This window comes from Oceanicaulis sp. UBA2681 (genome assembly GCF_002354675.1).
GTDB lineage: Bacteria > Pseudomonadota > Alphaproteobacteria > Caulobacterales > Maricaulaceae > Oceanicaulis > Oceanicaulis alexandrii.
The window spans coordinates 335,774-359,694 of the sequence record NZ_DEMB01000003.1 but is presented as its reverse complement, the minus strand read 5'-3'; the positions used below and the strand labels follow the sequence as shown (position 1 = coordinate 359,694).

Sequence of the window (23,921 nt, the reverse complement as noted above, 5' to 3'; positions counted from 1 at the left end):
ATGAAGAAGATGAGCAGGATGAAGACGATATCCAGCATCGGCGTCATATCGACGTCAGCGTTATCGCTTCCGCGTTTGACTTTTCTACGCATGGCCTAGTCCACCTCCAGCTCGTCTGCGAGTTCATGGACCTTCTGTTTGGCCATGCGCTCGATCTGGTTGGAGAAAAGCAGTCCGGACAAGGAAGCGACCATGCCCGCCATGGTCGGGATGGTGGCGCGAGCCACCCCCGCCGACATGGCGCGAGCATCGGACGAACCGGAGATCGACATGACGTCGAACACCGAGATCATCCCGGTCACTGTGCCCAGCAGACCAAAGAGAGGAGCGACCGCGACAAGCGTCTTGATCAGTTCCACATTCTGGTCGGCCTTGGCCTTCACTTCGCTAATGAGCTGATCCCGGATGGCGTGAGCGTTCCAGGTGTGGTGGTCGCTACGTGCGCCCCACTCCTGCCGCGCCCGGTCCGCCGCACCTTTGTGCGCGAAACCGAAATACGCCATGCGTTCCAGGATGAACGCCCACATCACGAAGGTCAGGGCCATGATCCAGGTCAGGATCGGACCACCGCGTTCCAGGAATTCCTGGAGACCTGTGAGGGCGCCTGAGATATCCATAGGTCTGTTTCCTTAACCTGCGGATTTCTCTTCGGCGTGACGGGCGATGATGCCTGCCGCTTGTTCTTCCAGAGCACTCTGGGCGCCGCGCGCGAAGCTTGCAGCGAACGAGTGGATGAACAAGAGCGGGATCGCCGCGATCAGACCGGACACCGTCGTCACCAGGGCTTCGGAAATACCGCCTGCCATGATGGTCGGGTCGCCGGTGCCGAAGAGCGTGATTTGGGTGAAGGTCCGGATCATGCCGGTCACGGTGCCCAGCAGGCCGAGCAGCGGAGCGACGCCAGCCGCCAGCTTCAGGAAGTTCAGACCAAATTCGAACTTCGGAGTCTCGCGAAGAATGGCTTCGTCGATCTTCAGTTCGATGGTTTCGGTCGGACGGTTTTTCACTTCCTCATAGGCCAGCATCACGCGGCCCAGCGGGTTGGAGCTGGAGGCGGTCGAACGACGCTTCTGAGCGTTGATCGCCGAGTTCACCAGCAGCAGGCTCACCAGACGGAACAGACCAAAGGCCGCCGAGAAGATCAGCAGAGCTGCGATGATTTTCGCAACGATGCCGCCTTGTTCAAAGCGCTCGGACAGGCTCGGCACGTCACGATAGATGCGCAGCAGGCCGCCACGGGACGGATCGACCGGACCGGAGACGATTTCGCCCGGCTCGGCGTTGATCAGGTTGGAGGCGGCGCTCAGCAGACGAGCCGGGGGCTGACGCTCCAGGTTCGCCAGACGATAGCCGGCTGCCGCGTTGTTCTCGTCAGAGGTCCACTGCACGAAGAGCGGGCCGCCGTCATTCGCCATGGCGATGAACGGACCGACGCGGGTCACGGGGACCGGGTTGCCTTCGTTCAGACCCAGCACGCGAGCGTTGAAGGTCGTGACTTCAGCCTGGCCTTCCATCTCGTTGATCATGGTCTGCCAGATGGCGTCCAGCTCGTAACGCTCCGGCAGGGTGCGGCTCTGGGCCAGTTCCTGCAGGGGCTGAGCGCGGCCCGGATACTGGGCGGACACCATGGAGGATTCGATGATCGAACCGAATTCGCCAGCGGTCTGGCGCGCGGCGCCGAACAGCTCGCCGAAGGCGCCTTGCGCTTCGCGAAGCTCGGCGTCGAGCTCGGCGATTTGCTGGTCATTGGCGTCAAACTGAGCCTGCAGACGCTCGGACTGGGCTTCCAGGGAAGCCAGTTCGTTGCGGGCCTGGCTCAGCAGCGCGGACTGACGGTCACGCTCGGAGCGGAACTCCTGCAGACGACGCTGATTTTCCGCAGCGGCGTCGCGGCTGTCCTGACGGACGCGCTCAAGCAGCTGGGAAATGGATGAGACCGGTTCGCGGTCGCCTTGTGCGAAGGCCGGAGCCGACGCCGCACCGGCGATCAGCGAGACGGCCGCAATCGAGGTAAGAATGCGTTTCATTGTTTTGCTCTCCCGTCTCACATTAACCCGCGGTCGGGCCCGGCAGCGGGGCCTCGAACACTTCCGGGGTGGTCACTTCGTTCGCGATCCGGAAGGCGCGCTGAACGTTGGACGACATGGACGACGGAACCGGACGCCAGGTCTGGTTGTCGTGCGTCATGATGGCCAGATCGCCGCCAATCTGACGGATCAAGGCCACGCGGCCGATCTGCAGAATGTTGGCTTCCTGGGGAACGCCGTCGACCAGAACTTCTTCCGAGTAGGCGTTCAGCGAACGACCGTAGGAAGATTCAATCTCGAAAGCGTTCAGCAGCAGACGATATTTCTCAGCCGGGGAGACAGCCGCCTCGCCCAGAACTTCGCGAATATTGTCCAGGCGCTGGGTGCGCTGATCGATGCGGAACGGCATGTCGGACGCGATGAAGTCTTCCAGCGCGTTGAACATTTCAAGCATCATCGGCGCGAGATCGCGTTCGATGTTGCCCACACGCTCGAGTTGGCTTTGCAGACCGGCCAGCTCGTTTTCCTGCGAGCGCAGGAACACGTTCTGTTGCGCGATGAAGACGCGCTGGGATTCGATCTGTTCGCGAACCGCCAGGTATTCGCGTTCCGCGTTGTCGGCGGCGTCCGCCAGATCGTTGATCTGATCTTGAGCGCGAGCGCCTTCCTGAGTGGACTGACGCGCCACTTCAAGCGCCCGGTCGAGCTGCGCATGCGCAGCGCCCGCAACGACGAGCGCGGCGGCGCTCGCCGCAAGCGTCGTGCGGATTCCTTTGAACGTCATGGACATATTTTGCCTCACAGTAGCCGGCGCGATCACAATGACTGCGCGCTCCGTTTCCCTCGCTTTGTCGGTGCACCGATCGTCTCCGCGACGGTATCGGCCCCCCAAAAACACAAATACCGCGGCGCACCGCGCGATGACCCTTGATCGCCAAGGGCCAATAATAAGTAAACGAGACCGACATCAGCGATGTCGCCCTCTGCTTGTTACGCGGCGTGGTCCGCCGTCTCTATAGTTTGGATGAACGCTAGCACCGGCTGAGTTCGCCGATCAACCGCTCAAACACGACCGTTCCCGCCTCGGGCCGATGCTGTTGAGCTTTCTAAAGACGAAGCATCATCGTTTTACGACGACGCCAGACATTACCGCATCGTCAGAAATACCCTGTGAATCAAGGGCGATTTAGCGTCAGCTCCGCCTCGCGCTCCAGACGCGATGACGCGACTGAAAAGCTTTTGCGATTAACTGCAATTGATGGAGATAGAGACGTTAAGAGAGCGCACGTGGCGCCAAGGCCACGCCGTTTCACGCTGAAACAGCGTGTTATACTTACATATCTGGTCTGAAAAGTATGGCTGGGGCGCCAGGATTCGAACCTGGGAATGGCGGTACCAAAAACCGCTGCCTTACCACTTGGCGACGCCCCAACCGGGTGACCACTCAGGTCACGGGCCGCGGTAATTAGCCCGGCCCGACGCAGGATGCAACGCCCTGTGCTGCACTTTCGTCAGCTGCATTCCAGCTGTGAAGATGTCATTGCCTTTTTCAACGCCTTCGGTCTATAAGCCCGCCCTCGGTTCGGAGTATAGCTCAGCCTGGTAGAGCACTGTCTTCGGGAGGCAGGGGTCGCAGGTTCAAATCCTGCTACTCCGACCAGTTATTCCCGCCCTGTTTACAGGACATGCGCGCCCTCCTTCCGGAAGGCGCGTTTTTGTTGGTCGGAACGCCGACCGAGTCGCTTCCGCGCCACACTCATGCGCGAACCGCCAGCCGCCAGACAACCAGATATCGACCCGCCACGCCGCGCCCCTTAAGACATTGTTAGGGTTCAAGGGGGTGCGCGGCGACGTCGCGCGAAGCGTATGAAACAATTCTGGCTGACATTTTTCGGGTCCATCGCCGGCGTGATCGCTGGTGCGATTCTCTGCATCGTGTTCGTGATCTTCCTGATCGGCGGACTGATCGGCGCGGCTCTGGAGACCGCGGCGCGCTCAGACGCGCCGCCTCTGACAGGCAACGCCATGGTGCTGGAGCTGGATCTCAGAACACCGCGCCTGGACCAGCCCTCCGCCTCGCCCTTCGCCTTCGCCGAACCGCTGTCCATCGTAGAATTGTCGCAGGCGCTGGAGCGCGCCCGCACGGATTCGCGCGTGGCCGCCGTCTTCGTGCGCGCCAACACCCTCAGCCTGCCCGCCGCACAGGCGGAACAGATTCACACCCTTCTGGCTCGCGTCTCTGACGCCGGCAAACCCGTCATCGCTCATGCGCAAGGGTTCGAGGGCGGCTCTGTCCTGCCGTATTTCGCGGTGGGCGGCGCGGACGAGATCTGGATGCAGGACAGCGCCAGCTTCACGGCCGTGGGCCTGAGCGTTGAAACCCTGTTTCTAGGCGGGATGTTCGAACAGTTCGGCGTGCAGCCGCAATTTGTCCAGTTTCATGAATTCAAGAACGCCGCCGACACCCTCACCCGCACCGGCTATACCGACGCCCATCGCGAGGCCACATTAAGCTGGCTGGGCTCGATCCATGACACGGCGCTCGCCGCCCTCGCCCGGTCCCGTGACATCGACCCGGAGCGGTTGCGCACGCTTGTGGAGGCGGGCCCCTATTCTGCCGAGCAGGCGCTCGATCTGGGCCTGGTCGACCGACTGGGCCATGTGGCCGCCGCCCGTCAGAGCGTGCTGGATCGCGCCGGCCCGAATGCCCGGATCGTGGACATCGCCCTGTATCATAAAGGGCCCGTGAGCCCGCCTCCCTCACAAGCCCCCGTGATCGCCCTGGTTGAAGCGCAGGGCGGCATCGTCACAGGCGCATCCGAGGCGGGACTAGGCGGCGGCCCGCTTGTGGGCGGCGACACGCTGGCGGACGCCATCGACGCCGCCGCCAGCGACAACGCCGTTCGCGCCATCATCCTGCGCATCGACTCGCCTGGCGGGTCCGCCATCGCCTCCGACCAGATCTGGGATGCGGTGATGCGCGCGCGTCAGGCGGGCAAGCCCGTCATCGCCTCGATGGGGGCGACCGCCGCATCGGGCGGGTATTACATCGCCGCCCCCGCGGACCGGATCATCGCCCAGGCCACCACGCTGACCGGTTCGATCGGGATGTATGGCGGCAAGCTTGTGGCCGATGAGGCTCTGGGCCGTCTGGGGCTTAATCTTGATCCGCTTCATGTGGGGGGCGAGTACACGCTGGCTCAGTCAGCCGCACAGCCCTGGACCGAGACGCAGGCCGCCGATTTCGCCCGCCTGGCCGAAGATGTGTATGAGGATTTCACCCTCAAGGTCGCTGAAGGCCGCGATCTGCCGCTGGCGCGCATCCAGCAAATCGCGCGTGGCCGGGTCTGGACGGGGGCGCAGGCGCTGGAGCTGGGCCTGGTAGACGAACTGGGCGGGTTTGACGCCGCCCTCGCCTCGGCGCGGGCACTGGCGGGGCTGAGCGACAGCCAGCGCATCCGGCTGCAGCGCTTCCCGGCGCGTCCTGAAGGGCTTGAGGCCTTGCAGGCGCTGTTCGGCGTCAGCCTGGACACCGTGCACAGCGCGCAAGTGCTGAACCAGCTGCTGGAAACGCCCGAAGCTCAGGCGCTGTTGCGCCAGCAGGCGCGGTTACGCGCTGAAGGAGCAGATCTGACGGCGCCTGCCGAACAGCCGCGCTAGCCGATAACCGCGCCGAGCAGGAAGACGGCGAACAGGCCCAGCATCAGCACGAAACCGTAAAGCATGCTCAGCGTCAGCGTGCGCACGACGGACTGGAACCGGCCGCGCTCGTAGACCTTGCGATGCAGCTTGTAGAGATAGACGTTGGAATAGACGATCATCGCCAGGGTCGCCCAACCCGCGCCGATCAGCAGGCTCGCCTTGCTCAGGATCGCCATGGACAGAAACAACGCCGCGTGAAAATGCAGCGAGACGATCATATGGTCATAGAGATAAAAGCCGCGCCGCCACACATAGACCAGGCCCAGCAGCAAGGCGTAGACCGGCACCATGGCGAACATGACCCGCGGGACCCAGTCCGCCGCCGATTCCAGCCAATCGCCCGGATCGTCCGCCACATGAGCGAACCGCTCCCCCAGATAGCGACGCATCTGCAACGGCCAGATCGTTTGCGGCGCAGGCTCGCCGAAATCCTCAGGCGCGAAGAACTGCCGGATATTATTCCCCGAGACATTCCCCTGTAAGGGACCAAAGTCCGAGGTCTCGCCATCCGGCGTCGCTATAACTCCGGTTAGAAATGGATTGGCGACGCTTGTCTCGGCAACGGGCGCTTCCAGCTTGTCCGCGACGCCCGTCTCAGGCGCCTCGGCGATCGGCAAGCTGAAGTCTGCTGCGGCGACCTTGTCAGGATTGATCGCCGCCTCTGATCCTTGAAGCCTTTTCGGCCCCAGAGGCGTCAGGTGAAAGACCGCACCGGAATCGGTATCTGTGACCAGCGTGTTTTGCGACTCGGACTCACGCCCGGTGGAGAAGCCAATGCGTTCCAGAGCCTGCAGAGCGTACTCGGCGTCCTCTTCGGTCATGGTCCCGGAAGCGACCTGCTCCTCGATCTCCAGACGAGCCGCGGACAGGTCGATGCCATCGGGTTGGTAATTGCCCCAGCCGTCCTGCATGTCGTTGGCCATGCCGCCGAGATTGCCGCTGAGCGGAACCAGCAAGAAGAACAACAGCGACGCGATGATGTAGAGGCGGAAGGGCGGCATATACCGCATCCGCTTGCCCTTCAGGAAGGCGCGCGTGACGCGTCCCGGAAACAGCAAGAGGGCCGGAAGGGTGCGGGCCACCCGCCCGTCCAGCGCGAACAGCCCTTCGATGACTTCTGAAAACAGGCCATGGACGGGACGATGGTATTCATCATCCACCTGCCCGCACATATGGCAGACCGGGCCTTCGAGCTTGGTCTCGCAATTGGCGCAGACGCCTTCAGGCGTATCCGCCCGCAGAACCGCCGGGCGCGAGGGCTTGCGACGTGTTGATCCCCGGCCCGCCGCCACGCCCATCGCAATGGCGTGATCTGTGACGGCTTGCGCCGCGGGATCAAAATTATCGCTCACCCTCGCCCCCGTCAGCTCATGATCAGTCGGTCTCGGCCAGGCACAGATAACGCGTGCGGTGAATGTGGGTCAGGTTGTCTTCCCAACCGGTCACCGCCGGGTTCACCAGCGCCTTGTTCACGTAATAGACCAGCGGCATGTAAGGGCTGTCATCGAGCAGGATCTGCTCGGCGTCCGACAGCAGGTCGCCGCGTTCTTCCGCATCCAGCGTCCGGTTCGCCTGTTCAACCAGCGCGTCATATTCCGGATTGGACCAGCGCGAATAGTTCATGGGCACAGAGTCAGATTCGCCCAGGAACAGGAAGTTGTAGGCGTCATTGTAATCGCCGATCCAGCCGCCATCGCCGAGCGAGAAATCGCCCGCGCGCAAATTGGCGTAATGGATCTGGGTCTCGATGCCGACAATTTCAGGCTGCACCCAGTCTGCGATCAGCGACCAGTCCTGCTGCACCACCGGCGCCACGCGCGGGTTATCGCCCGTGGTGCGGTGGGAATATTCAAACCGCAGCGGGTTGTCAGGGCCATAGCCGGCCTCGATCAGCATTTCACGCGCCATTTCGCGACGCTCTTCCACCGGGACATCCTCCCAAGTGACGCGCGCATCGCTGGGATAGGCGTTCACGCCCGGCGGCACGAAGCTGTAAGCCGGGATCTGGCCGGCGCGCAGGATGTCGGTGGCGATGAATTCACGGTCCACCGCCATGGACAGGGCGTTGCGCACGCGCGGATCGTCAAATGGCGCTTCGGTGGTGTTGAAGGCGAAATAGACGATGCCGAGATACGGGTGCACCCGCACATAGTCGGGAATTTCACGGCGCAGGAAGTCGAGGTTCTGACCGGCGAAGTCGACATTCAGATCCAGCTCGCCATTGCGCACCCGGCGCTCGGCGGCGGGATTGTCCACGGTGGGATAGTAGAACACTTCGTCCACGCAGACATTCTCATTGTCCCAGAACAGCTCATTGCGTTCGGTCAGGACAAAGTCGTTCGCCCGCCAGTTCACCAGCGTGTAAGGGCCGTTGGTGACGATGTTCTGCGGCTGGACCCAGGCGTCGCCATATTGCTCCACCACATGCTGAGGCACGGGGAAGGTGGTGTAATGGGTCAGAAGGCCGGGCAGATACGGCGCCGGGAATTCCAGATCGATGCGCAAGGTCCGCTCGTCGATGGCCGTGACGCCCAGCTCTTCAGGCGGCAACTCGCCGGCGTTGACCTGGCGCGCATTGCGGATCGGATAGAGCAGCGAGGCGTAATTCGCCAGCGTCGCCGGATCCATGATGCGGCGGAAAGCGAATTCGAAGTCTTCAGCCGTCACCGGCTCGCCATCACTCCACACCGCATCGCGCAAGGTGAAGGTCCAGCTCAGACCATCATCAGTGACGCTCCAATCGGTCGCCATGCCCGGGATCGGTTCGGCCTCAGCGTTCTCGGTGAACAGACCGATGAACATGTCGCCGATAATGTTGTTTTCCCAGGTGCCCGACGCCTTGTGCGGATCCAGGGTCAGCGGTTCAGCCCCGTTCCCGCGATGCAGAACCACACTGTCGCTATCGGCGCTGTCGCCGCCGCCCCCGCACGCTGTCAGCGCCAGCGCCGATGCGCTGGCGGCGAGAAGAAGGCTTAGTCGTCGAGTGATGGTCATTATGATCAGGCTCCCCAGTGATCGGTTATCGCTTCTACGAGCTATTTCTGGCGTCTCACATCATCATCTCTCATAAATGATGGTGAGCCTACCGCCTTACCCGGATTATTCACCGGGTGATGAAAGCGTTATGGTTGACGTGGCCTTAATTTCCTAGGGAAATGGGTGAGAATTCAAGTAAAAATCGGACATATGACATGCAACTGAGATCCCTTGCGGCTGCAATAGCGGTATTGGCGGCGAGCGCGCCCGCCCTGGCGCAGGAGGCGCAAAGCGAGTCAGACACGCTCAATCGTTTGCTGGCCTGCCGCGCCCTGAGCGATGACGCGGCCCGTCTGGCCTGTCAGGACGAGCATCTGAACACCTTTGCGCAAGCGACCGAGACAGGCCGCATCGTGGTGGTCGAGCGCCGCGCCTTGCGCGAAGTGGAGCGCGAAAGTTTCGGGCTGAACCTGCCAAGCGTCGGACGTTTGGGCGGGTTGTTGCGCCGTCGTGATTCTGAAGAAGCGACCGAAGTGGCCGAAGTCGAAACGCTCGAGGACGGCTCCACCGCGACCTATAACGCCAGCGGATCGCTCGACAGCCTTGTGGGCGTTCCGGTGTCGGAAGTGTCCATGAGGGGCGGCAAGCTGCGCATCACCCTCGCCAACGGACAGATCTGGGCTCAGACCGATTCCACCCGCCTGCCGCGCATCTCGAGCCGCGCCGTGCGCGACGGGCTGACGGCGGATATCGAAAGCGGCGTACTCGGCGCCCACTTCATGAGCCTGAGCAATAGCCAAAGGCGGCGTTTCCGCGCCGAACGCGTGGAATAAAGCGACCCATCGGCAAAGAAAAAGCGGCGCTGGATCAGCGCCGCTTTTTTTGTGTCCGCCGTCAGGGCCTCTAGCGGTCCTTGGGGTCGATGGCGTCGCGCAGGCCGTCGCCGATGAAGTTGAAGCAAAACAGGGTCAGCATCATGGTCAGCGCCGGGAAGATCAGCGTCCAGGGCGCAATCTCCATGTCGCGCGCGCCGTTGGAGATGAGATTGCCCAACGAGGTCAGCGGTTCCTGCACGCCGAGGCCCAGGAAGCTGAGGAAGCTTTCCGCCAGGATCACCACCGGAATGGTCAGCGTGACATAAACTACCACCGGCCCCAGCACATTGGGCACGATATGGCGGCGGATGATCGACAATTGCGACACGCCGGCGGCGTGGGCGGCCTCAACGAATTCCATGTTCTTCAGCGAGATGGTCTGCCCGCGCACGATGCGCGCCATGGTCAGCCATTCCACCGCCCCGATGGCGACGAAGATCAGGATAATGTTCCGGCCGAACACCACCATCAGGATAATGACGAAGAAGATGAAGGGCAGCGAATACAGGACATCCACGACCCGCATCATCAGCTGGTCGATCCGGCCGCCCAGAAAACCGGCCACAGCGCCCCAGGTCACCCCGATGATCAGGGAGACGAAGGTCGCCACCACGCCCACCATCAAGGACATGCGCAAGCCCACCAGAACCCGCGCGAACAGATCGCGGCCCTGGGCGTCCGTGCCGAAAATGTGCAGATCGGTGAAAGTCGGCGCGATCTGCACCTTGTCGCGATAGATGAAAGTGCTGTCGTGCACCCACAGGAGCGGGCCGATCAGGGCCAGGAAGACCAGAAGTCCCAGCACGATCAGGCTGGCCACGGCGGCCTTGTTGCGCAACAGGCGCGTGCGCGCATCATCCCAGAGCGAGCGCCCCTTGACGGCGCTCTGCTCCATGAGCTCGGCTTTTTCTTGCGGCGTGGAGGTCAGAACCATCAGTCGAACTTCACTTTTGGATTGAGCACGGCGTACAGCAGATCCGCGATCAGATTGAGCGCGATGATCAGGCCGGCGTACAGGATCACCACGCCCATCACGACGGTATAGTCGCGCTGGAGCGCTGCGAAGACGAATTGTCGCCCGACGCCCGGCAGGGAAAAGACCTGCTCGATGACGATGGAGCCGGTCAGCAGAGCGGCGGTGGCCGGGCCCAGATAGCTGACCAGCGGCAGGATCGCGGCGCGCAGGGCGTGCCGGCTGATCACGGCGAACGGGCTCAGCCCCTTGGCGCGCGCGGTGCGGATGAAGTTGGAGCGGATCACCTCGATCATGCTCGCCCGCATCAGGCGCGAGATGATGGCGATCTGCGGCAGCGCCAGAGTGATCACCGGCAGGATCATGCGCTCCACGGTCATGCCGTGTCGCGGATCAAGCCCCCCTGAGGGCAGCCAGCCCAGATAGATCCCGATCACCAGCGCCAGAATCGGCCCCACCACAAAGGGCGGGATGACGATCCCCACTGTGGCGAACCCGACCACTCCGTAATCCACCGCTGTATTTTGCCTGAGCGCGGCGATCGATCCCAATATGGTCCCGATGAACACCGCCAGCCCCATGGACAACAGGCCCACAGTGGCGGAGACCGGAAAGCCTTCGGCGATGATCTGGGAAACGGTCTTGTCGCGGAATTTCAGCGACGGGCCGAGATCGAATTGCGCCAGGTCGACCAGATAGTCGAGATACTGCTTGGGCACCGGCTGGTCCATGCCATAGCTCGCCAGCAGGTTCTGGCGGGTCTGTTCAGGCATGGGACGTTCCAGATCGAACGGCCCGCCAGGGGCGAAGCGCATCATGAAAAACGCCAGCGTGATGATCACCAGCAGTGTGGGGATCGCGACGAGTATGCGGCGGGCGATATAACCGATCATGGGACGCTTTTTGACATCTGGATGAGGTCCGCTTTGTGAGGGCTACACAGTACAGGATCAAGGACGACCCGCAGTGAGCCCCAAATTGGACGTGAATTCAACAAGTTCTAGGTGCGCTGTTTCAAAATCGGTCAGTCTTTGTCCGGACTTTGAGCGCGTTCAGCGTGCATCTCTGGAGTGATATCTACACCCGCATGAACCGGAGCTGAGCGCTGCATGACAGTCTGCGGCTGTGTCGGCGCGCCACTCAGGCCCGCTTTCAGACACCCGATCAGCACCGCCGCCATCAGCAGTAATCTGACACGTCGGCTGACAAAGACGCTGGCCGCGTTCAGTCGAGTCATGACGCTCCCCTTGCTGGCGTACACGAATGTGTGACGCAAAAAGCGCGCCGCTGTGATCGAGCGTGAATTGCGCATCAGCAGGGGGCGGGTATCGTGTCACCGTATCAAGGATGGGCGAAACAATGACGACGACCGCGTGGTGGCGCGATTTCCAGCTGGAGGGCAATGTGGTGCAGGTCCGCAAGACCGGCGCGCGCATTCCCATTGATTTCGACATCATAAGCGAAACCCTGACCTGGATGGGCTATCACGCGCGTATCGAATTGGAACGGCGGCGCATCAAGGCTGACGGGCCGCGCATCTGGTTCACGCCCGACCGTCCGCGCCCCTGGTATCTGATCTGGCCGGTGGTCCAGCTGGCGGGTCTTCGGATCGCCAGCCGCCCCGAAGAGGCGGACCTGCACTTCAGCTTCGAGGACGTGACGACGGTGACCCCGTCCCGCCAGCACGCCGGTCTTCACCTCAACGCCGTCTGCGCCGACACCTCCAAATCAGAAGTCGCGCGTGTCTTTGAGCAGGTCAGCGGCCGGGCTCTGGCGGTCGACCCGCAAACCTGGACGGCTGAGATGGTCGCCAAGTCCGAGTTGAACGGCGCCCATGACGGCCAGATTCTGACCGGCCCGGTCCAGCCCGACGCCGGGATCGCCTATCAGCGCCTGATTGATAACTGCGCCGATGATGGCTGTGTCGAGGATTTGCGTTGTCCCACGGTGAATGGCGAAATCAGCGTGGTGTTCCTGAAACGCCGCCCGCTCGGCGACCGGTTCGCCAACCACAACACAGAAGTGCGCTTGCTGGACCCCGACACGGTGTTCAGCGCCGAGGAGCGCGCGCTGATCCGCAACTTCTGCCGCGCCATGGCGCTCGACTGGGGCGGGCTGGACGTGCTGCGCGACCGGCGGACGGGCGAAATCTGGATCGTTGATGTGAACAAGACCGATATGGGGCCGCCGATCGCGCTGCCCCTGAAAGACCAAATGACCGCGACCCGCAAACTGGCGCACGCCTTGCGCGCCTATGTGGACGTCCGCCTGACCCCTGTGGAGACTTCGTCATGAGCGCCATCCCCTTCGTCCGCGAGTTCGACTTCGAATACGGGCGCTGTGATCAGATGAGCCCGCGCATCCGCCGGCTGATCGCGCCAAATCCGGGCAGTTTCACCTTCACCGGCACCGGCGTGTTCATTATCGGGACAGGCGAAGTGGCGGTGCTGGACCCCGGCCCCGCCCTGCCTGAGCACGAAGCTGCGCTCGACGCCGCGCTCGACGGCGAACGGGTCAGCCATGTCCTGGTCACCCATCATCATCTGGACCACTCTCCCCTCGCCCATACGCTGGCGCAAAAGCATGGCTGTAAGGTCTATGGCCGCATGCCGCGGGTGACCGAGCCTGAAGGCGGCGAAGTGCGCATGGAAGCGGGCGATGATCTGGGCTTCCAGCCCGATGTCCAGATCGAGGATGGCGCGGTGTTTGAGGGACCGGACTGGACGCTGACCGCGCTTCACACGCCGGGGCACACCTCCAACCATGTGTGCTATGCGCTCCGGCAAGAGAACGCCCTGTTCTCAGGCGATCATGTGATGGGCTGGTCCACATCGGTCGTCAGCCCGCCGGACGGGTCCATGAGCGATTACCTGGCGCAGCTCAAACGCGTTCATGCGATGAAATTCGCCACGATCTGGCCCACTCATGGCCCCCAGATTACAGAGCCCGATCCGTTCCTGGAGGCCTATATCGCCCATCGCGAAAACCGCGAGGCGCAAGTGCTGGCCCAGCTTCAGAACGGTCGGGAAACCATCAAGGACATGGTCGCGGTGATGTACGCGGACGTGGACAAGCGCCTGCACCCGGCCGCCGCCCATTCCGTGCTGGCGCACATGATCCATCTGGTGGAGCAGGGCAAGGCCGTGTGCGAGGGCGCGCCCGGGCTCGACACCCGCTACACCCTCGCCTGAGAAGGCTGACGCTTAGGCGCCCTCGCCCAGCGAGGCGCGCAAGCGCTCTTCAAAACGGCTCAGGCGCGCTGCATTGGCGCCCAGATCAGACACGCCCACCCGGCTGACCGAGCGTGCGTCAATGCGCGACCCGCCCTCGTCCAGCGCGGTCACGCGGACCACCACATCATCCTTGAAGCCATACCAGAAACTGGTGTCGGTCGCTTCGAACATGCCCGCGGTTTCAGACTCCGTTCCGATTTTCCAGCCCAGATCCCGGGCGGTGTTGAGCGCCGCCTGATAGGCCAGTTCCGGCTCGACGCCGACGATGATCGGCTGGATATCGGGATAGGCCTCGGCCTGAACCTCCGGCAGCGGACGTTCGGAGCGCGGATCAATCTTGGACTCGTAATCCACCGAATTGGCGTCCGGCCCACGCCGATCGATCAGGGCGGCGGAGAATTGCGGCGGGTTTTCAGTGTCCGTGCTGATGTCGTGGATGGGGGGGATCTGGCTCGCCATCTCGCGCACCGACCCCGCATAGCCCAGACCACCCGCGCCTACGGCGATCGCCAGCACCGCTGCGATCCAGCCGCCTGCGCCCGGCGCATTGGCTTTGCCGAAGGCGATGCGATAGGCGATCAGCAAGATCAGGCTGATGACGCCCGCGCCCAGCGCGGCGAATAACAGCTTCGGCCCCCAGCCAAATGTCATCTGGATCAGACCGAACGAGTAATCCCAGAAGCCGAACCGGGTTCCAAGACCCGCCGCGGCGAACCAGAGCGGCGTGAGTATGGCCAGCGCCGCCGTAAGGCCGATCACAATATGCCGAAGTGTGCGGAATGCCGAAATCATGACCAAGCCCCAATCGCCCTGAGAGAAAACGTCCGTCCAGTGTAGGCCGGGTGCGTTGCAGTTTTAAGGATAGAGTCGGCTCACCGACCAGCTTTCGCTCGCCTGTGGCCGTTCGAACACCATCCGGTCGTGCAGCCGGAAGGCCCGATCGCGCCAGAATTCTATGCGATGGGGCTCAAGCCGGAAGCCGGTCCAGTTTTCAGGCCGAGGAATGTCGCCGATATTGAACTTGGCCGCGTATTTCGCCACGGCTTTCTCCAGCGCGAACCGGCTTTCCAGCTTGTGCGATTGCTTGGACGCCCACGCGCCGATCCGGCTGTCACGAGCGCGGGAATTGAAATACGCGTCCGCTTCCTCGTCGCTCACCTGGCTGATCGGCCCGCGTACGCGTACTTGGCGGCGCAGGCTTTTCCAGTGAAAACACATCGCCGCGTTCGGGTTGGCCCCAAGCTGCAAGCCCTTGATGCTGTCGGTGTTGGTATAAAAGACAAAGCCGCGCGCATCGAACCCTTTCAAGAGCACCATGCGTACATCCGGCGCGCCATCCGCGTCCGCCGTGGCCAGCGCGACGGCGTTGGGGTCGTTGGGTTCTTTCTTCTTCGCGTCTTCAAGCCAGTGTTCGAACAGAGCGAACGGATCTTCGCGCGCGAAGATGTCTTCGGGCGCATTGGCCTCGGCCTGTTCATAGTCTTGCTGGCTGGGGCTGGGCGGAATGACGGACTTGTCGCTCATAAGACGTCTCCTGACGGCCCCGACGGGCTTTAAGACCTCTCACCTAGTCAGCTTGGCGGTCAGGTCAACGATTCGACAATAAAACCCGTGTAATATGGGCAGTATGAGCGAACCGCATGAAGCGATAGTCAAGGCGTACAAGGTTTTTGGCCTTGATGGCGACGAGGATTTCTCCGTCGTCCGTGACCGCTTTCGCGCTCTGATCAAGGATGTTCACCCCGATACCGCCGAGGGCGGCGATCCCCAGACCGTCGCCAAGCTCCAGCGCATGCTCAAGGCCTATGAGGTCCTGCGCCGCTTTGCGCCGCGCCGTCACGACATCACGATCACGCCGGAAGAAGCGCGCAAGGGCGGCATCCGCACCATCAAGATCCATGACCGCGAAGCGATGATCCGCATCCCGGTCGCGGTGAAGAACGGCACGGTCGTGGTGCCCATCGGCGATCCGCTCTGGCGCGTTCACATCAAGGTTCAGGATGTAATGGTGAACGCCGACCTCAACCAGCAGGGCGAGGCCGAACTCAAGCGTCTGGCGGCGATGAAGAAAAAGTTCGACGACACCAAGGTCGAGGAAGCCCAGGAAGATGCGGACGCGCACACCAATCTCCTGAAAGCGTTCTGCGACCGCTTCGTCAAAGCCTCCCCCGCCGCCCGGTTCGCCAAATGGGTGCGCGGCGGCGGCAGCAACGCCGCGTGACGCCAGCGCCAAGCCCGCCTAGAGTGCTGCGCTTGTAACGGTTTCTGCCTGGCGTCTTTCCATGTCCCATAATTCCTTCGGTCACCTGTTCCGCTTCACCAGCTGGGGCGAAAGCCACGGTCCCGCGCTCGGCTGCGTCATTGACGGCTGCCCTGCGGGGATCACGCTGACGGAAAGCGACATCCAGCCCTGGCTGGATTTGAGAAAGCCCGGCACGTCTCGCCATGTCACCCAGCGGCGCGAAGCCGATGAAGTGAAAATCCTGTCCGGCGTCTTTGAAGACGAGCGCACAGGCGGTCAGGTCACCACCGGCGCGCCGATCTCGCTGATGATCGAGAACACCGATCAGCGCTCCAAGGATTATTCCGACATTCGCGACAAATGGCGGCCCGGCCACGCCGATTACACCTATGACGCCAAATACGGCGTGCGCGATTATCGCGGCGGCGGGCGCTCCTCGGCGCGTGAGACCGCCGCCCGCGTCGCCGCCGGCGCGGTCGCGCGCAAGGTGCTGGGCGATGAGATCACGATCCGCGCCGCCCTCGTCCAGATCGGCGAGCGCAAGATCGACCGGTCACATTGGGACTGGGATCAGGTGCGCGAGAACGACTTCTTCTGCCCGGACGCCGAAACCGCCAAACTCTGGGAATCCGATATGGATCAGATCCGCAAGGACGGCAGCTCGGTCGGCGCGCTGATTGAAGTGGTGTGCTCGAACGTGCCCGCCGGCTGGGGCGCGCCGGTCTATGGCAAGCTTGATGCAGACATGGCGAACGCCATGATGTCGATCAACGCGGCAAAAGCCGTCGAGATCGGATCCGGGCTCGACGCCGCCGCCCAGCGCGGTGAAGACGCGGCGGATCAGATGCGCCTGAGCGCTGACGGTCAGCCTGAGTTCCTGAGCAATAATAATGGCGGCGTTCTGGGCGGCATTTCCACCGGTCAGGATGTGGTGATCCGCGTGGCGATCAAGCCCACCTCCTCGATCCGCATTCCGCGCCAGACCCTGACCAAGGACCTTCAGGAAACCGAAGTGGTCACCAAGGGCCGCCATGATCCGTGTGTCGGCATTCGCGGCGTGCCGGTGGCCGAGGCCATGGCCGCCCTTGTGCTCGCCGATCACAAACTGCGCGCTGCGGCGTATCGGTAAAAGCTTGAAACCCCGGCCAAGCGCAGCGCAGAGCTGGGGCCTCCATCAGGATAAGGCGCTATTCGTGGAGGGAGATCCCGGGTCTTCGCGATGCTCGCCCGGGAATTCAGCTCATCTACGCCTAAATACCACAACCGACTCCACATGGCCGGTCCATTTGAACTGGTCGACCGGGGTGACGGGGCCCATCCGATAGCCGCCCTCGATCAGGATCGCGGCGTCGCGGGCGAAGGTTGAGGGGTTGCAGCTGATCGAGACGATCACCGGAACCATGCTGTCTGACAGACGCTCGGCCTGGGCCTTGGCGCCCGCACGCGGCGGATCCATGACCACCAGCGAATAGCCTTCAAGTTCTTTGGGGGTGATCGGCTCCAGCGCCAGATCGCGCACCCGCGCATCCACGGGCTTCAGCCCCGGCGTGCGCTGGGCGGCGCGTTGAAGGGCGCGCAGAAGGCCGCTATCGCCCTCAACCGCCAGCACCGGCATGGTGCGCGCCAGACGCAGGGCGAAGGCGCCGGCGCCCGCGAACAGGTCCGCCGCCTTGAACGGGCCTTTGCCCTCAAGGCTGTTCACCGCTTCATCCACCAGTCCCGCCAGCACGGCCTCGCCCTCGGCGGTGGCTTGCAGGAAACCGCCCGGCGACGGGGTGACCTTGGTGTCGCCGAACTTGACGACCGGCGCTGCAAACTCGATCAGCGGATCATCGCCAATGGTGACGCGGGTCCAGTTATACTTGCCCGCAAGCTCAGCACCCGCTTCGCGCAGATTGAGGCTGATTTCCTTGACGCCATGCACCGAGATGTCGAGGCCGGGCTGGCAATCAAGCGCGTGGATGTCGATCCGGCCCTTTTTGGGCGTCGCCACTTCGGCGAGTTTGCGCAGGCCGGGGATCGAGGCGCGCAGGCCGGGCGTCGCCACGGGGCAATCCGTAATGTCAGCGATCTTGTCGCCCGCGCGCTCGGCGAAACCCACCACCAGCTTGGCGCCGAAGCGTTGCGCATGCAGCGTCAGACGGCGGCGGCCTTCGCCATGGGCGTCCACCAGCGTACGCACTTCAGCCTGAACGTCGGCTTTATGGAGGGCATCCACCACAAGATGGCGTTTCCAGCTGCGATAGGCGCTCTCTTCAAAGTGCTGCAGCGAGCAGCCACCGCAGCGTTCGGCCACCGGACAGAAAGGCTCGACCCGGTCCGGGCTGTGTGTCAGGCGTTCGAGCACGCGGCCGCGCTGGCCCTGAACCTCCACTTTCGCCGCCTCGCCGGGCAGCAATCCGGGGGTGAAGACAGGGCCGTCCATGACGGCGTCTCCGCGCGCGCCGAGGCTCTCCGCGATCAGGGTTTCAACATGGACGGGTTTGGGGGCGGTGGTGCGACGTCTGTTCATAGCCTTGCCAATGCCGGGCGCAGGCTGCGCGGTCAAGCGCGCAGAGCAAGACAAGCGCCCGCCCCTTTTCTGACAATACTGTTCATGTCCCGCTCAGCTTGGATTTTTTAAGGTTTGTTTACCAAGCGGGGATTCCCGCCGCAGCACAGGAAAGGGCCCAGCTCATGCGCCTGAAAACCCTCGCCGCTACATGCCTGTTGTCGACCGCGATCGTGGCGCCAGGCCTGCTTCTCGCGCCCTCCGCCTACGCCGCAGACGCCGCGATCACCAGTTTTGAACAAGAACGCCAGGAACGCCGCGCTGATCGACAGGAACGGCGACGCGAAGCCCGTGGCGACCGACGCGAACAGCGACGTGATGCGCGTGGCGGTCGGGGCGGCAATCGTGAAGAAGGGCGTCAGGAGCGCCGCCGGGAGGCGCGAGGCGATCAACGCGGCGAACGTCGCGAAGCGCGGCGTGAAGCCCGGCGCGAAGACCGTAGAGACGCCCGCCGCGAAGGTCGTCGTGAGGACCGCCGTGAGGCGCGGCGCGAAGATCGTCGGGAACACCGTCGCGAGGCGCGGCGTGAGGATCGCCGGGAACACCGCCGCGAAGTCCGGCGGGAAATTCGTCAAGACGCCCGTCGTGAAGCCCGACGCGAATACCGCCGGGATGTGCGGCGTGAGGCGCGCCGGGAGTATCGCCGGGACGTGCGCCGCGATGCGCGACATGATTATCGTCGCGACCAGCGCCGCTATTACAATCATGACCGCCGGGGCCATAACCGCTATAGCCCGCCGCCGCGCCGGGTCGTGCACTATTCGGTCAATCACCGCCCTTCCTATGGCCGCAACTGGCGCTATCATGACCGCTATCGCCATTATAACAGCCACCAGTTCTATTATACCGACCAGTTCTGCCGCACCGATGGCGACGCCCTGGTCGCGGGCGCCCTGATCGGCGCGCTGTTCGGCGGCGCGCTGGGTGACGGCGATGGCGGCGCCTATCTTGCGGGCGGTCTGATCGGGGCGGGTCTCGGCGCATCGCTCAATGATTGCGACCGCGGCCAGTATCGCTACGGCCTGCATTCCGCCTTCACCACCGACCAGCCCTATTACTGGGCCAACCCGTATTCGGGCGTCCGCGGCGTGGTCCGCGCCGGCGATTACCATAGCTGGGGTCCGCGTCAGTGCCGCTGGGGGGATGCGGAAATCTTCCTGCCCAACGGTCAGGTCTCATACGATCGCGTCCGCATGTGTCAGGACAACTATGGCCGGTGGGAGGTGGCGCGCCGCCAGTAACCGCGCTTATGATTTCGCGCTCAGGCGCACACTCTCTCGCGCCTGAATGCTGTTTCGACCGGTCGCTCTAACCGGGTCGGGACGCCTGGATCCTGTGGGGACGGGATCCGGGGACAGGAACGGGCCCGCCATGGCTTTATGGCGGGCCCGTTTTGTCATCCGGCGTCTGCTTTTCCCTTCAGAAACAATAAACCATGCCCGTTCATCTAGCGCTCATGGCGGAGCGTGTAGGGTGTTGGCAACGTAACAAACCGGCGCTGCGGCGTCAGACTTGGAGGGTTTCCTCATGATCCGTTCGCGTTTTGCAGTCTCCGCCCTGACGGGCGCCGCCCTGCTTCTGCCGCTGGCCGCCACTGGCGCCCAGGCGCAGACCTATCGCAACAATTCAGCCTCCTCGGCCCCGCAAAGCTATGAGGCCTGCGTGGCCTCCCAGCGCAATCGCCAGGTGGCGGGCGCTGTGATCGGCGGCGTTCTTGGCGCGGTGATCGGCGCAGAAGTGCATGATGATCGACAGGACCGGGATCGCGAGCGCAATTATCGCGGCCGGGACCGTCATCGCGATTATTACGGGCGCGGCTATCGTCGCGGCGACCGGTATGACCGTGGACGCGGCTACAAGGAAGACGGCAATGACGGCGCGGTTCTGGCCGGCGCCGGTCTGGGCGCCCTCGCCGGCGCAGCCATTTCCGGGCGCGGCAATGGGTGCGAGCATCTGCGCAACGCCGGCTATGGCGGCGGCTATGATCAGGGGGGTTACGCCTATCCCGATCAAGGCTACCAGAATGGCGGCTATCAGAATAACGGTTATCAGGGCGGCTATGATCAGGGTTACGATCAGGGCTATGACCAGCGCACCTATCGTAGCTCCTCCGCGTCGCAAGGCGAGCTTCTGGGCGGGGAAAGCTATGGCTATGACGAGCCGGCCCAGCCCTATCTCGATCAGCCCTACCAACCGCAATCCCAGCCTGCCTCTCAGGCGCGCAGCTATACCGCCAGCTCCGGCGCTCCATCCAACGCCCAGCCGGGCGGCGCCTGCCGCAATATGGGCTCAAGCAATGGTTCTGTGACCTGGATGTGCCAGGGCGCGGACGGCGTCTGGCGCCCGGCCTCGACCTACTGATCCGAGACGGCCTTGGCGCCGTAGAACAGATATTCGCAGTTCCCGTCTCCTCCCCGGATAGGACTGCCAGTCTCCCGCTCGACCGGGACACTCGCCCGCGCCAAAAAGGCGCGGGCGTTTTCTTTGGCGCGATCCACCGCCGCCTCATCCTTCACGACGCCGCCCTTGCCCACATGCTTGGGGCCGACCTCGAACTGGGGTTTGAACAGCGCGATCAATTCCGCCTTCGGCGCCGCCAGCTCCAGCGGACGGGCGAGCACTTTCTCAAGGCTGATGAAGCTGGCGTCACAGACCACGAGGTCCGGCGCCACGCCGCCGATCGAATCGAGCGTCAGCGTGCGGGCGTCGGTCGCTTCAAGGCTCAGCACGCGGGGATCGCCTTTCAGCGCCGCATCCAGCTGATCGCGGCCCACATCCACCGCGATGACGTGCCGGGCGCCGCGCTCGAGCAAAACCTGGGTGAAACCGCCCGTGCTGGCGCCCACATCCAGACAGACCCGACCCGCCGGATCGACGCCGAAGACATCCAGCCCTTCCACAAGCTTCAGCGCCGCCCGACTGACATAAGGATGGGCGGCCTCCGCCTGCACCTCGGCGCCAGCAGGCACGGTCTGGGAGGCTTTGCGAAGCGCTTCGCCGTTGACGATCACCTTGCCCGCCGCAATCGCCGCCTGCGCCTTGGCGCGGGTATCGAAATACCCCTGCTCAACAAGATATTTGTCTGCGCGCATTGCGTCCTCGTGCTCCGGCGGCTGGTTGTATCCAAATGCGCCGCAAAACCCAAATCAGCAGACTGGATGACCGCAGTCATGATTTGCGGCATATCTATGGGATGACCGGATTACGAGACACAAAGAAAGCCCAGGTGCGTCAGGCGCTCTATGACGCCGCCCTGACCCAGTTCCGCAAAGCAGGCTATGAAGACGCCTCCGTAGCCGCCATCTGCAAGGCGGCGGGCGTCGCCAAGGGGACGTTCTTCAATCACTTTCCCACCAAGGCGCATGTTCTGGCGGCCTGGTATGAAGACGCGATGCAGACCGCTGAGCTGCAATCCAGCGCAGGCGCGGTCCGGCCGCTCCTTGAAAGCCTTCAGGTCATGGCGGAGAACGCCGTCTCGCTCGCAAGTTCCGAACCCGTGCTCTGGCGCGCCAAACATGCCTACGCCCCGCAATCCGAAGATATCCAGCGCACCGAACGCGACGCTGATCTTCGCGTGCTGGATCAGGCGACCGCCTGGGTTAAAGACGCCCAGAACCGTCAAGAGGTCAGATCTGACATCGAGGCCGAGGCTTTGTCGGCCTTGTACATCGCTGCGGTGACAGGCGTGATCCGCCAATGGCTGAGCACGGGTGAAAGCTTTGACCTTCATCACGCGCTCAAGGACCGCATCCGCACGCTTATATCGCTGGCGGCCGCCTGATTGCTTGACAAAAAACGACCGCCACCCCAAGAAGATGACCACGGTCACTTTTGAGGTTCCAGTGATGTTTCTGTTGATCAGTCTTGCTGTCGCGCTATTGAGCAGCGCCCAGAGCGCTCAACCCATCTTCGCAAATGACGGAACGCTCGATGTCCGGGCACACGGCGTCTGGTACAGCCGGGAAAAGGGCTGGATTCTCGACATCAACGCGACCGGGATCACCCGCTGGCAGGACACCCCAGCAGGCTGTTACGCCAGCCCGGCGCCCGATGAGAGCACGCCGATGATGGGCCAGGTGGAATACCAGCTGTTCCGTCCGTCGCGCGACGGCCAGTCCATCCGCCTCAATTACCTGCCGGGCGACGCCTCGGCTTCTTTTGAGCGGCTGGACGCCCTGCCTCCGTCTTGCGGCGCAGAAGACCTGACCACGGAAACCGCAATCTTTGATGTTTTCGCCAGCGTGATGGCCCGGCATTACAGCTTCTTTGATGCGCGCGGCGTGGACTGGGATGCACAAATCGCGGCGGCTCATCCTCATGTGCAGGACGGCATGGGCGAAGCGGCGCTGTGGGCTGTGCTGGCAGGCCTTCTGGACCCGCTGGGCGATTCCCACACCAAGCTGATCGGGATGGTGGACGGTGAACCGCGCCGCGCCCAGGCAGGCCTTGGAGCCACCTTGCCGATGATCCGGAACGGCATGGGCGAAGGCGCTTGGCTCAATGGTCTTGTCGATCAGCTCTTCAACGACGTGCTCGACCCCGGCGCCGAGCTGATCGCCGACCGGGTGATCGTGGGCGAGATCACGCCCGAAAGCGGCGCGCCGATCGGCTACATCCAGATCTTCACCATGGGCGGCTTCACCACTGAGCACACGCCGGGAAGCCTTGAATGGTCACAGGCCGAGCTTGCCGCGCTCTCTGACATTCTTGATGACGCCCTCACCCGGTTTGCGGATCATCAGGCGATCATTCTGGACCTGTCCAATAATCGCGGCGGCTATGACGCTGTCACCCGCGCCATTGCGGCCCGCTTCACTGATGAGGCGTTTCTCGGCTATCGCGTCAGCGTTCCCGGCGTCCCCGAAGCGACGGAAGACTATGAGATAACGCCCCATGACGGCGTGCGCTATTCAGGCCCGGTCTATGTGATGACCAGCGATGTGACGGTGTCGGGCGGAGAAATCACCACGATGATGCTGCGTCAGTTGCCCAATGTGGTTCATGTGGGCGGGGTCACGCGCGGCGCGTTCAGCACGCCGCTCGCCAAACCCTTGCCCAATGGCTGGTATCTGGAACTGTCCAACGAAGTGTTTGAAGACGGGTCAGGCGCCGTATTTGAAGGCCGCGGCCTTCCGCCCGCCATCATGGTCGACATCTATCCCGAGGCCGCCCCCGTCGCCGGCCATAGAGCTGCGATCGAGCGCGTGGTCGGGATGATCGAGGGCGGTTAAGCCGGCTCGATCACCGCCTCGACCGAACGCCGCAGCGAGCGCGGCGCCGCGGGGCCTCTGCCGACGCGCAGCAGCAGGTTGGGGCGCCGCCCCGGCGCGCCCATCAGGGCG

Annotated in this window: 23 protein-coding genes and 2 tRNA genes; 11 read left to right on the top strand and 14 right to left on the bottom strand. The window is 63.3% G+C overall.

What is annotated here, in order from left to right; genetic code table 11:
• The 5 genes from B3M53_RS02495 to B3M53_RS02475 all read right to left on the bottom strand — a co-directional run.
• Positions 1–92: ExbD/TolR family protein (locus B3M53_RS02495; protein WP_286799624.1), on the bottom strand; the 92-nt coding region annotated here is incomplete at its 3' end.
• 3 nt (positions 93–95) lie between these two features.
• Positions 96–617: a MotA/TolQ/ExbB proton channel family protein gene (locus tag B3M53_RS02490; RefSeq protein ID WP_022701774.1), complete on the bottom strand. Its 522-nt coding sequence runs from the start codon at positions 615–617 to the stop codon at positions 96–98.
• Between the two features lie 12 nt (positions 618–629).
• Positions 630–2,027, bottom strand: coding sequence for a MotA/TolQ/ExbB proton channel family protein (locus B3M53_RS02485; RefSeq protein WP_273019493.1), 1,398 nt, complete (start codon positions 2,025–2,027; stop codon positions 630–632).
• 22 nt (positions 2,028–2,049) lie between these two features.
• A complete protein-coding gene (locus B3M53_RS02480; RefSeq protein ID WP_273019492.1) occupies positions 2,050–2,811 on the bottom strand; it encodes a DUF3450 domain-containing protein in 762 nt (253 codons plus the stop codon).
• Between the two features lie 572 nt (positions 2,812–3,383).
• Positions 3,384–3,458: transfer RNA gene (locus B3M53_RS02475), tRNA-Gln, on the bottom strand.
• 152 nt (positions 3,459–3,610) lie between these two features.
• On the opposite strand from B3M53_RS02475, the gene B3M53_RS02470 reads away from it, so the two are divergent.
• Both B3M53_RS02470 and B3M53_RS02465 read left to right on the top strand, forming a co-directional pair.
• Positions 3,611–3,687, top strand: a tRNA-Pro gene (locus B3M53_RS02470).
• A 206-nt stretch (positions 3,688–3,893) separates the two neighbouring features.
• Positions 3,894–5,687 carry a S49 family peptidase gene (locus B3M53_RS02465; RefSeq protein ID WP_273019490.1) on the top strand — a complete coding sequence of 598 codons (1,794 nt, stop codon included), beginning with the start codon at positions 3,894–3,896 and terminating at the stop codon, positions 5,685–5,687.
• On the opposite strand, the gene B3M53_RS02460 is transcribed toward B3M53_RS02465, so the two are convergent.
• The gene (locus B3M53_RS02460; RefSeq protein WP_273019488.1) at positions 5,684–7,081 is read right to left on the bottom strand and encodes a DUF3667 domain-containing protein; all 1,398 of its coding nucleotides are present in this window, start codon (positions 7,079–7,081) and stop codon (positions 5,684–5,686) included. The two genes, B3M53_RS02465 and B3M53_RS02460, sit on opposite strands and share 4 nt — an antisense overlap.
• A gap of 22 nt (positions 7,082–7,103) precedes the next feature.
• A complete protein-coding gene (locus B3M53_RS02455) occupies positions 7,104–8,723 on the bottom strand; it encodes a peptide ABC transporter substrate-binding protein (protein WP_022701769.1) in 1,620 nt (539 codons plus the stop codon).
• A gap of 197 nt (positions 8,724–8,920) precedes the next feature.
• Here B3M53_RS02455 and B3M53_RS02450 point away from each other — a divergent pair, with 197 nt between their 5' ends.
• Positions 8,921–9,538 carry a hypothetical protein gene (locus B3M53_RS02450; protein WP_273019485.1) on the top strand — a complete coding sequence of 206 codons (618 nt, stop codon included), beginning with the start codon at positions 8,921–8,923 and terminating at the stop codon, positions 9,536–9,538.
• A 70-nt stretch (positions 9,539–9,608) separates the two neighbouring features.
• On the opposite strand, the gene B3M53_RS02445 is transcribed toward B3M53_RS02450, so the two are convergent.
• Together B3M53_RS02445 and B3M53_RS02440 are read right to left on the bottom strand one after the other, a co-directional pair.
• A complete protein-coding gene (locus B3M53_RS02445) occupies positions 9,609–10,514 on the bottom strand; it encodes an ABC transporter permease subunit (RefSeq protein WP_022701767.1) in 906 nt (301 codons plus the stop codon).
• On the bottom strand, positions 10,514–11,446 hold the full coding sequence (locus tag B3M53_RS02440; protein WP_022701766.1) for an ABC transporter permease: 933 nt from the start codon (positions 11,444–11,446) through the stop codon (positions 10,514–10,516). The genes B3M53_RS02445 and B3M53_RS02440 overlap by 1 nt, the downstream gene beginning before the upstream one ends.
• A gap of 466 nt (positions 11,447–11,912) precedes the next feature.
• Here B3M53_RS02440 and B3M53_RS02435 point away from each other — a divergent pair, with 466 nt between their 5' ends.
• Positions 11,913–12,848 (top strand): hypothetical protein, encoded by a 936-nt coding sequence (locus tag B3M53_RS02435; RefSeq protein WP_273019481.1) that lies wholly within the window; start codon positions 11,913–11,915, stop codon positions 12,846–12,848.
• Positions 12,845–13,744 carry an MBL fold metallo-hydrolase gene (locus B3M53_RS02430; protein WP_273019480.1) on the top strand — a complete coding sequence of 300 codons (900 nt, stop codon included), beginning with the start codon at positions 12,845–12,847 and terminating at the stop codon, positions 13,742–13,744. Before B3M53_RS02435 ends, B3M53_RS02430 begins: the two co-directional genes overlap by 4 nt.
• Positions 13,745–13,756: 12 nt before the next feature.
• Here B3M53_RS02430 and B3M53_RS02425 read toward each other — a convergent pair whose 3' ends face one another.
• Positions 13,757–14,578, bottom strand: a complete 822-nt coding sequence (locus B3M53_RS02425) for a DUF1499 domain-containing protein (RefSeq protein ID WP_273019477.1) — start codon at positions 14,576–14,578, stop codon at positions 13,757–13,759.
• 63 nt (positions 14,579–14,641) lie between these two features.
• Complete coding sequence (gene pdxH, locus B3M53_RS02420; protein ID WP_273019475.1) at positions 14,642–15,310, bottom strand: pyridoxamine 5'-phosphate oxidase; 669 nt, start codon at positions 15,308–15,310, stop codon at positions 14,642–14,644.
• 103 nt (positions 15,311–15,413) lie between these two features.
• Here pdxH and B3M53_RS02415 point away from each other — a divergent pair, with 103 nt between their 5' ends.
• Positions 15,414–16,007 carry a J domain-containing protein gene (locus B3M53_RS02415; protein ID WP_022701760.1) on the top strand — a complete coding sequence of 198 codons (594 nt, stop codon included), beginning with the start codon at positions 15,414–15,416 and terminating at the stop codon, positions 16,005–16,007.
• Positions 16,008–16,068: 61 nt separating this feature from the next.
• Positions 16,069–17,157: a chorismate synthase gene (aroC, locus tag B3M53_RS02410; RefSeq protein WP_273019473.1), complete on the top strand. Its 1,089-nt coding sequence runs from the start codon at positions 16,069–16,071 to the stop codon at positions 17,155–17,157.
• A 111-nt stretch (positions 17,158–17,268) separates the two neighbouring features.
• Here aroC and B3M53_RS02405 read toward each other — a convergent pair whose 3' ends face one another.
• Both B3M53_RS02405 and B3M53_RS02400 read right to left on the bottom strand, forming a co-directional pair.
• Complete coding sequence (locus B3M53_RS02405) at positions 17,269–18,540, bottom strand: class I SAM-dependent RNA methyltransferase (RefSeq protein WP_273019471.1); 1,272 nt, start codon at positions 18,538–18,540, stop codon at positions 17,269–17,271.
• A 107-nt stretch (positions 18,541–18,647) separates the two neighbouring features.
• Positions 18,648–19,250, bottom strand: a complete 603-nt coding sequence (locus B3M53_RS02400) for a hypothetical protein (RefSeq protein ID WP_273019469.1) — start codon at positions 19,248–19,250, stop codon at positions 18,648–18,650.
• Here B3M53_RS02400 and B3M53_RS02395 point away from each other — a divergent pair.
• Together B3M53_RS02395 and B3M53_RS02390 are read left to right on the top strand one after the other, a co-directional pair.
• On the top strand, positions 19,230–19,820 hold the full coding sequence (locus B3M53_RS02395; protein WP_273019467.1) for a hypothetical protein: 591 nt from the start codon (positions 19,230–19,232) through the stop codon (positions 19,818–19,820). The two genes, B3M53_RS02400 and B3M53_RS02395, sit on opposite strands and share 21 nt — an antisense overlap.
• Before the next feature lie 286 nt (positions 19,821–20,106).
• On the top strand, positions 20,107–20,940 hold the full coding sequence (locus tag B3M53_RS02390) for a hypothetical protein (RefSeq protein WP_273019465.1): 834 nt from the start codon (positions 20,107–20,109) through the stop codon (positions 20,938–20,940).
• On the opposite strand, the gene B3M53_RS02385 is transcribed toward B3M53_RS02390, so the two are convergent.
• Positions 20,934–21,671, bottom strand: a complete 738-nt coding sequence (locus tag B3M53_RS02385; protein ID WP_273019463.1) for a TlyA family RNA methyltransferase — start codon at positions 21,669–21,671, stop codon at positions 20,934–20,936. The two genes, B3M53_RS02390 and B3M53_RS02385, sit on opposite strands and share 7 nt — an antisense overlap.
• Before the next feature lie 101 nt (positions 21,672–21,772).
• On the opposite strand from B3M53_RS02385, the gene B3M53_RS02380 reads away from it, so the two are divergent.
• Both B3M53_RS02380 and B3M53_RS02375 read left to right on the top strand, forming a co-directional pair.
• Positions 21,773–22,360, top strand: a complete 588-nt coding sequence (locus tag B3M53_RS02380; RefSeq protein WP_273019461.1) for a TetR/AcrR family transcriptional regulator — start codon at positions 21,773–21,775, stop codon at positions 22,358–22,360.
• Positions 22,361–22,424: 64 nt separating this feature from the next.
• Positions 22,425–23,810 (top strand): S41 family peptidase, encoded by a 1,386-nt coding sequence (locus B3M53_RS02375; protein WP_286799589.1) that lies wholly within the window; start codon positions 22,425–22,427, stop codon positions 23,808–23,810.
• Positions 23,811–23,921 lie beyond the last annotated feature (111 nt).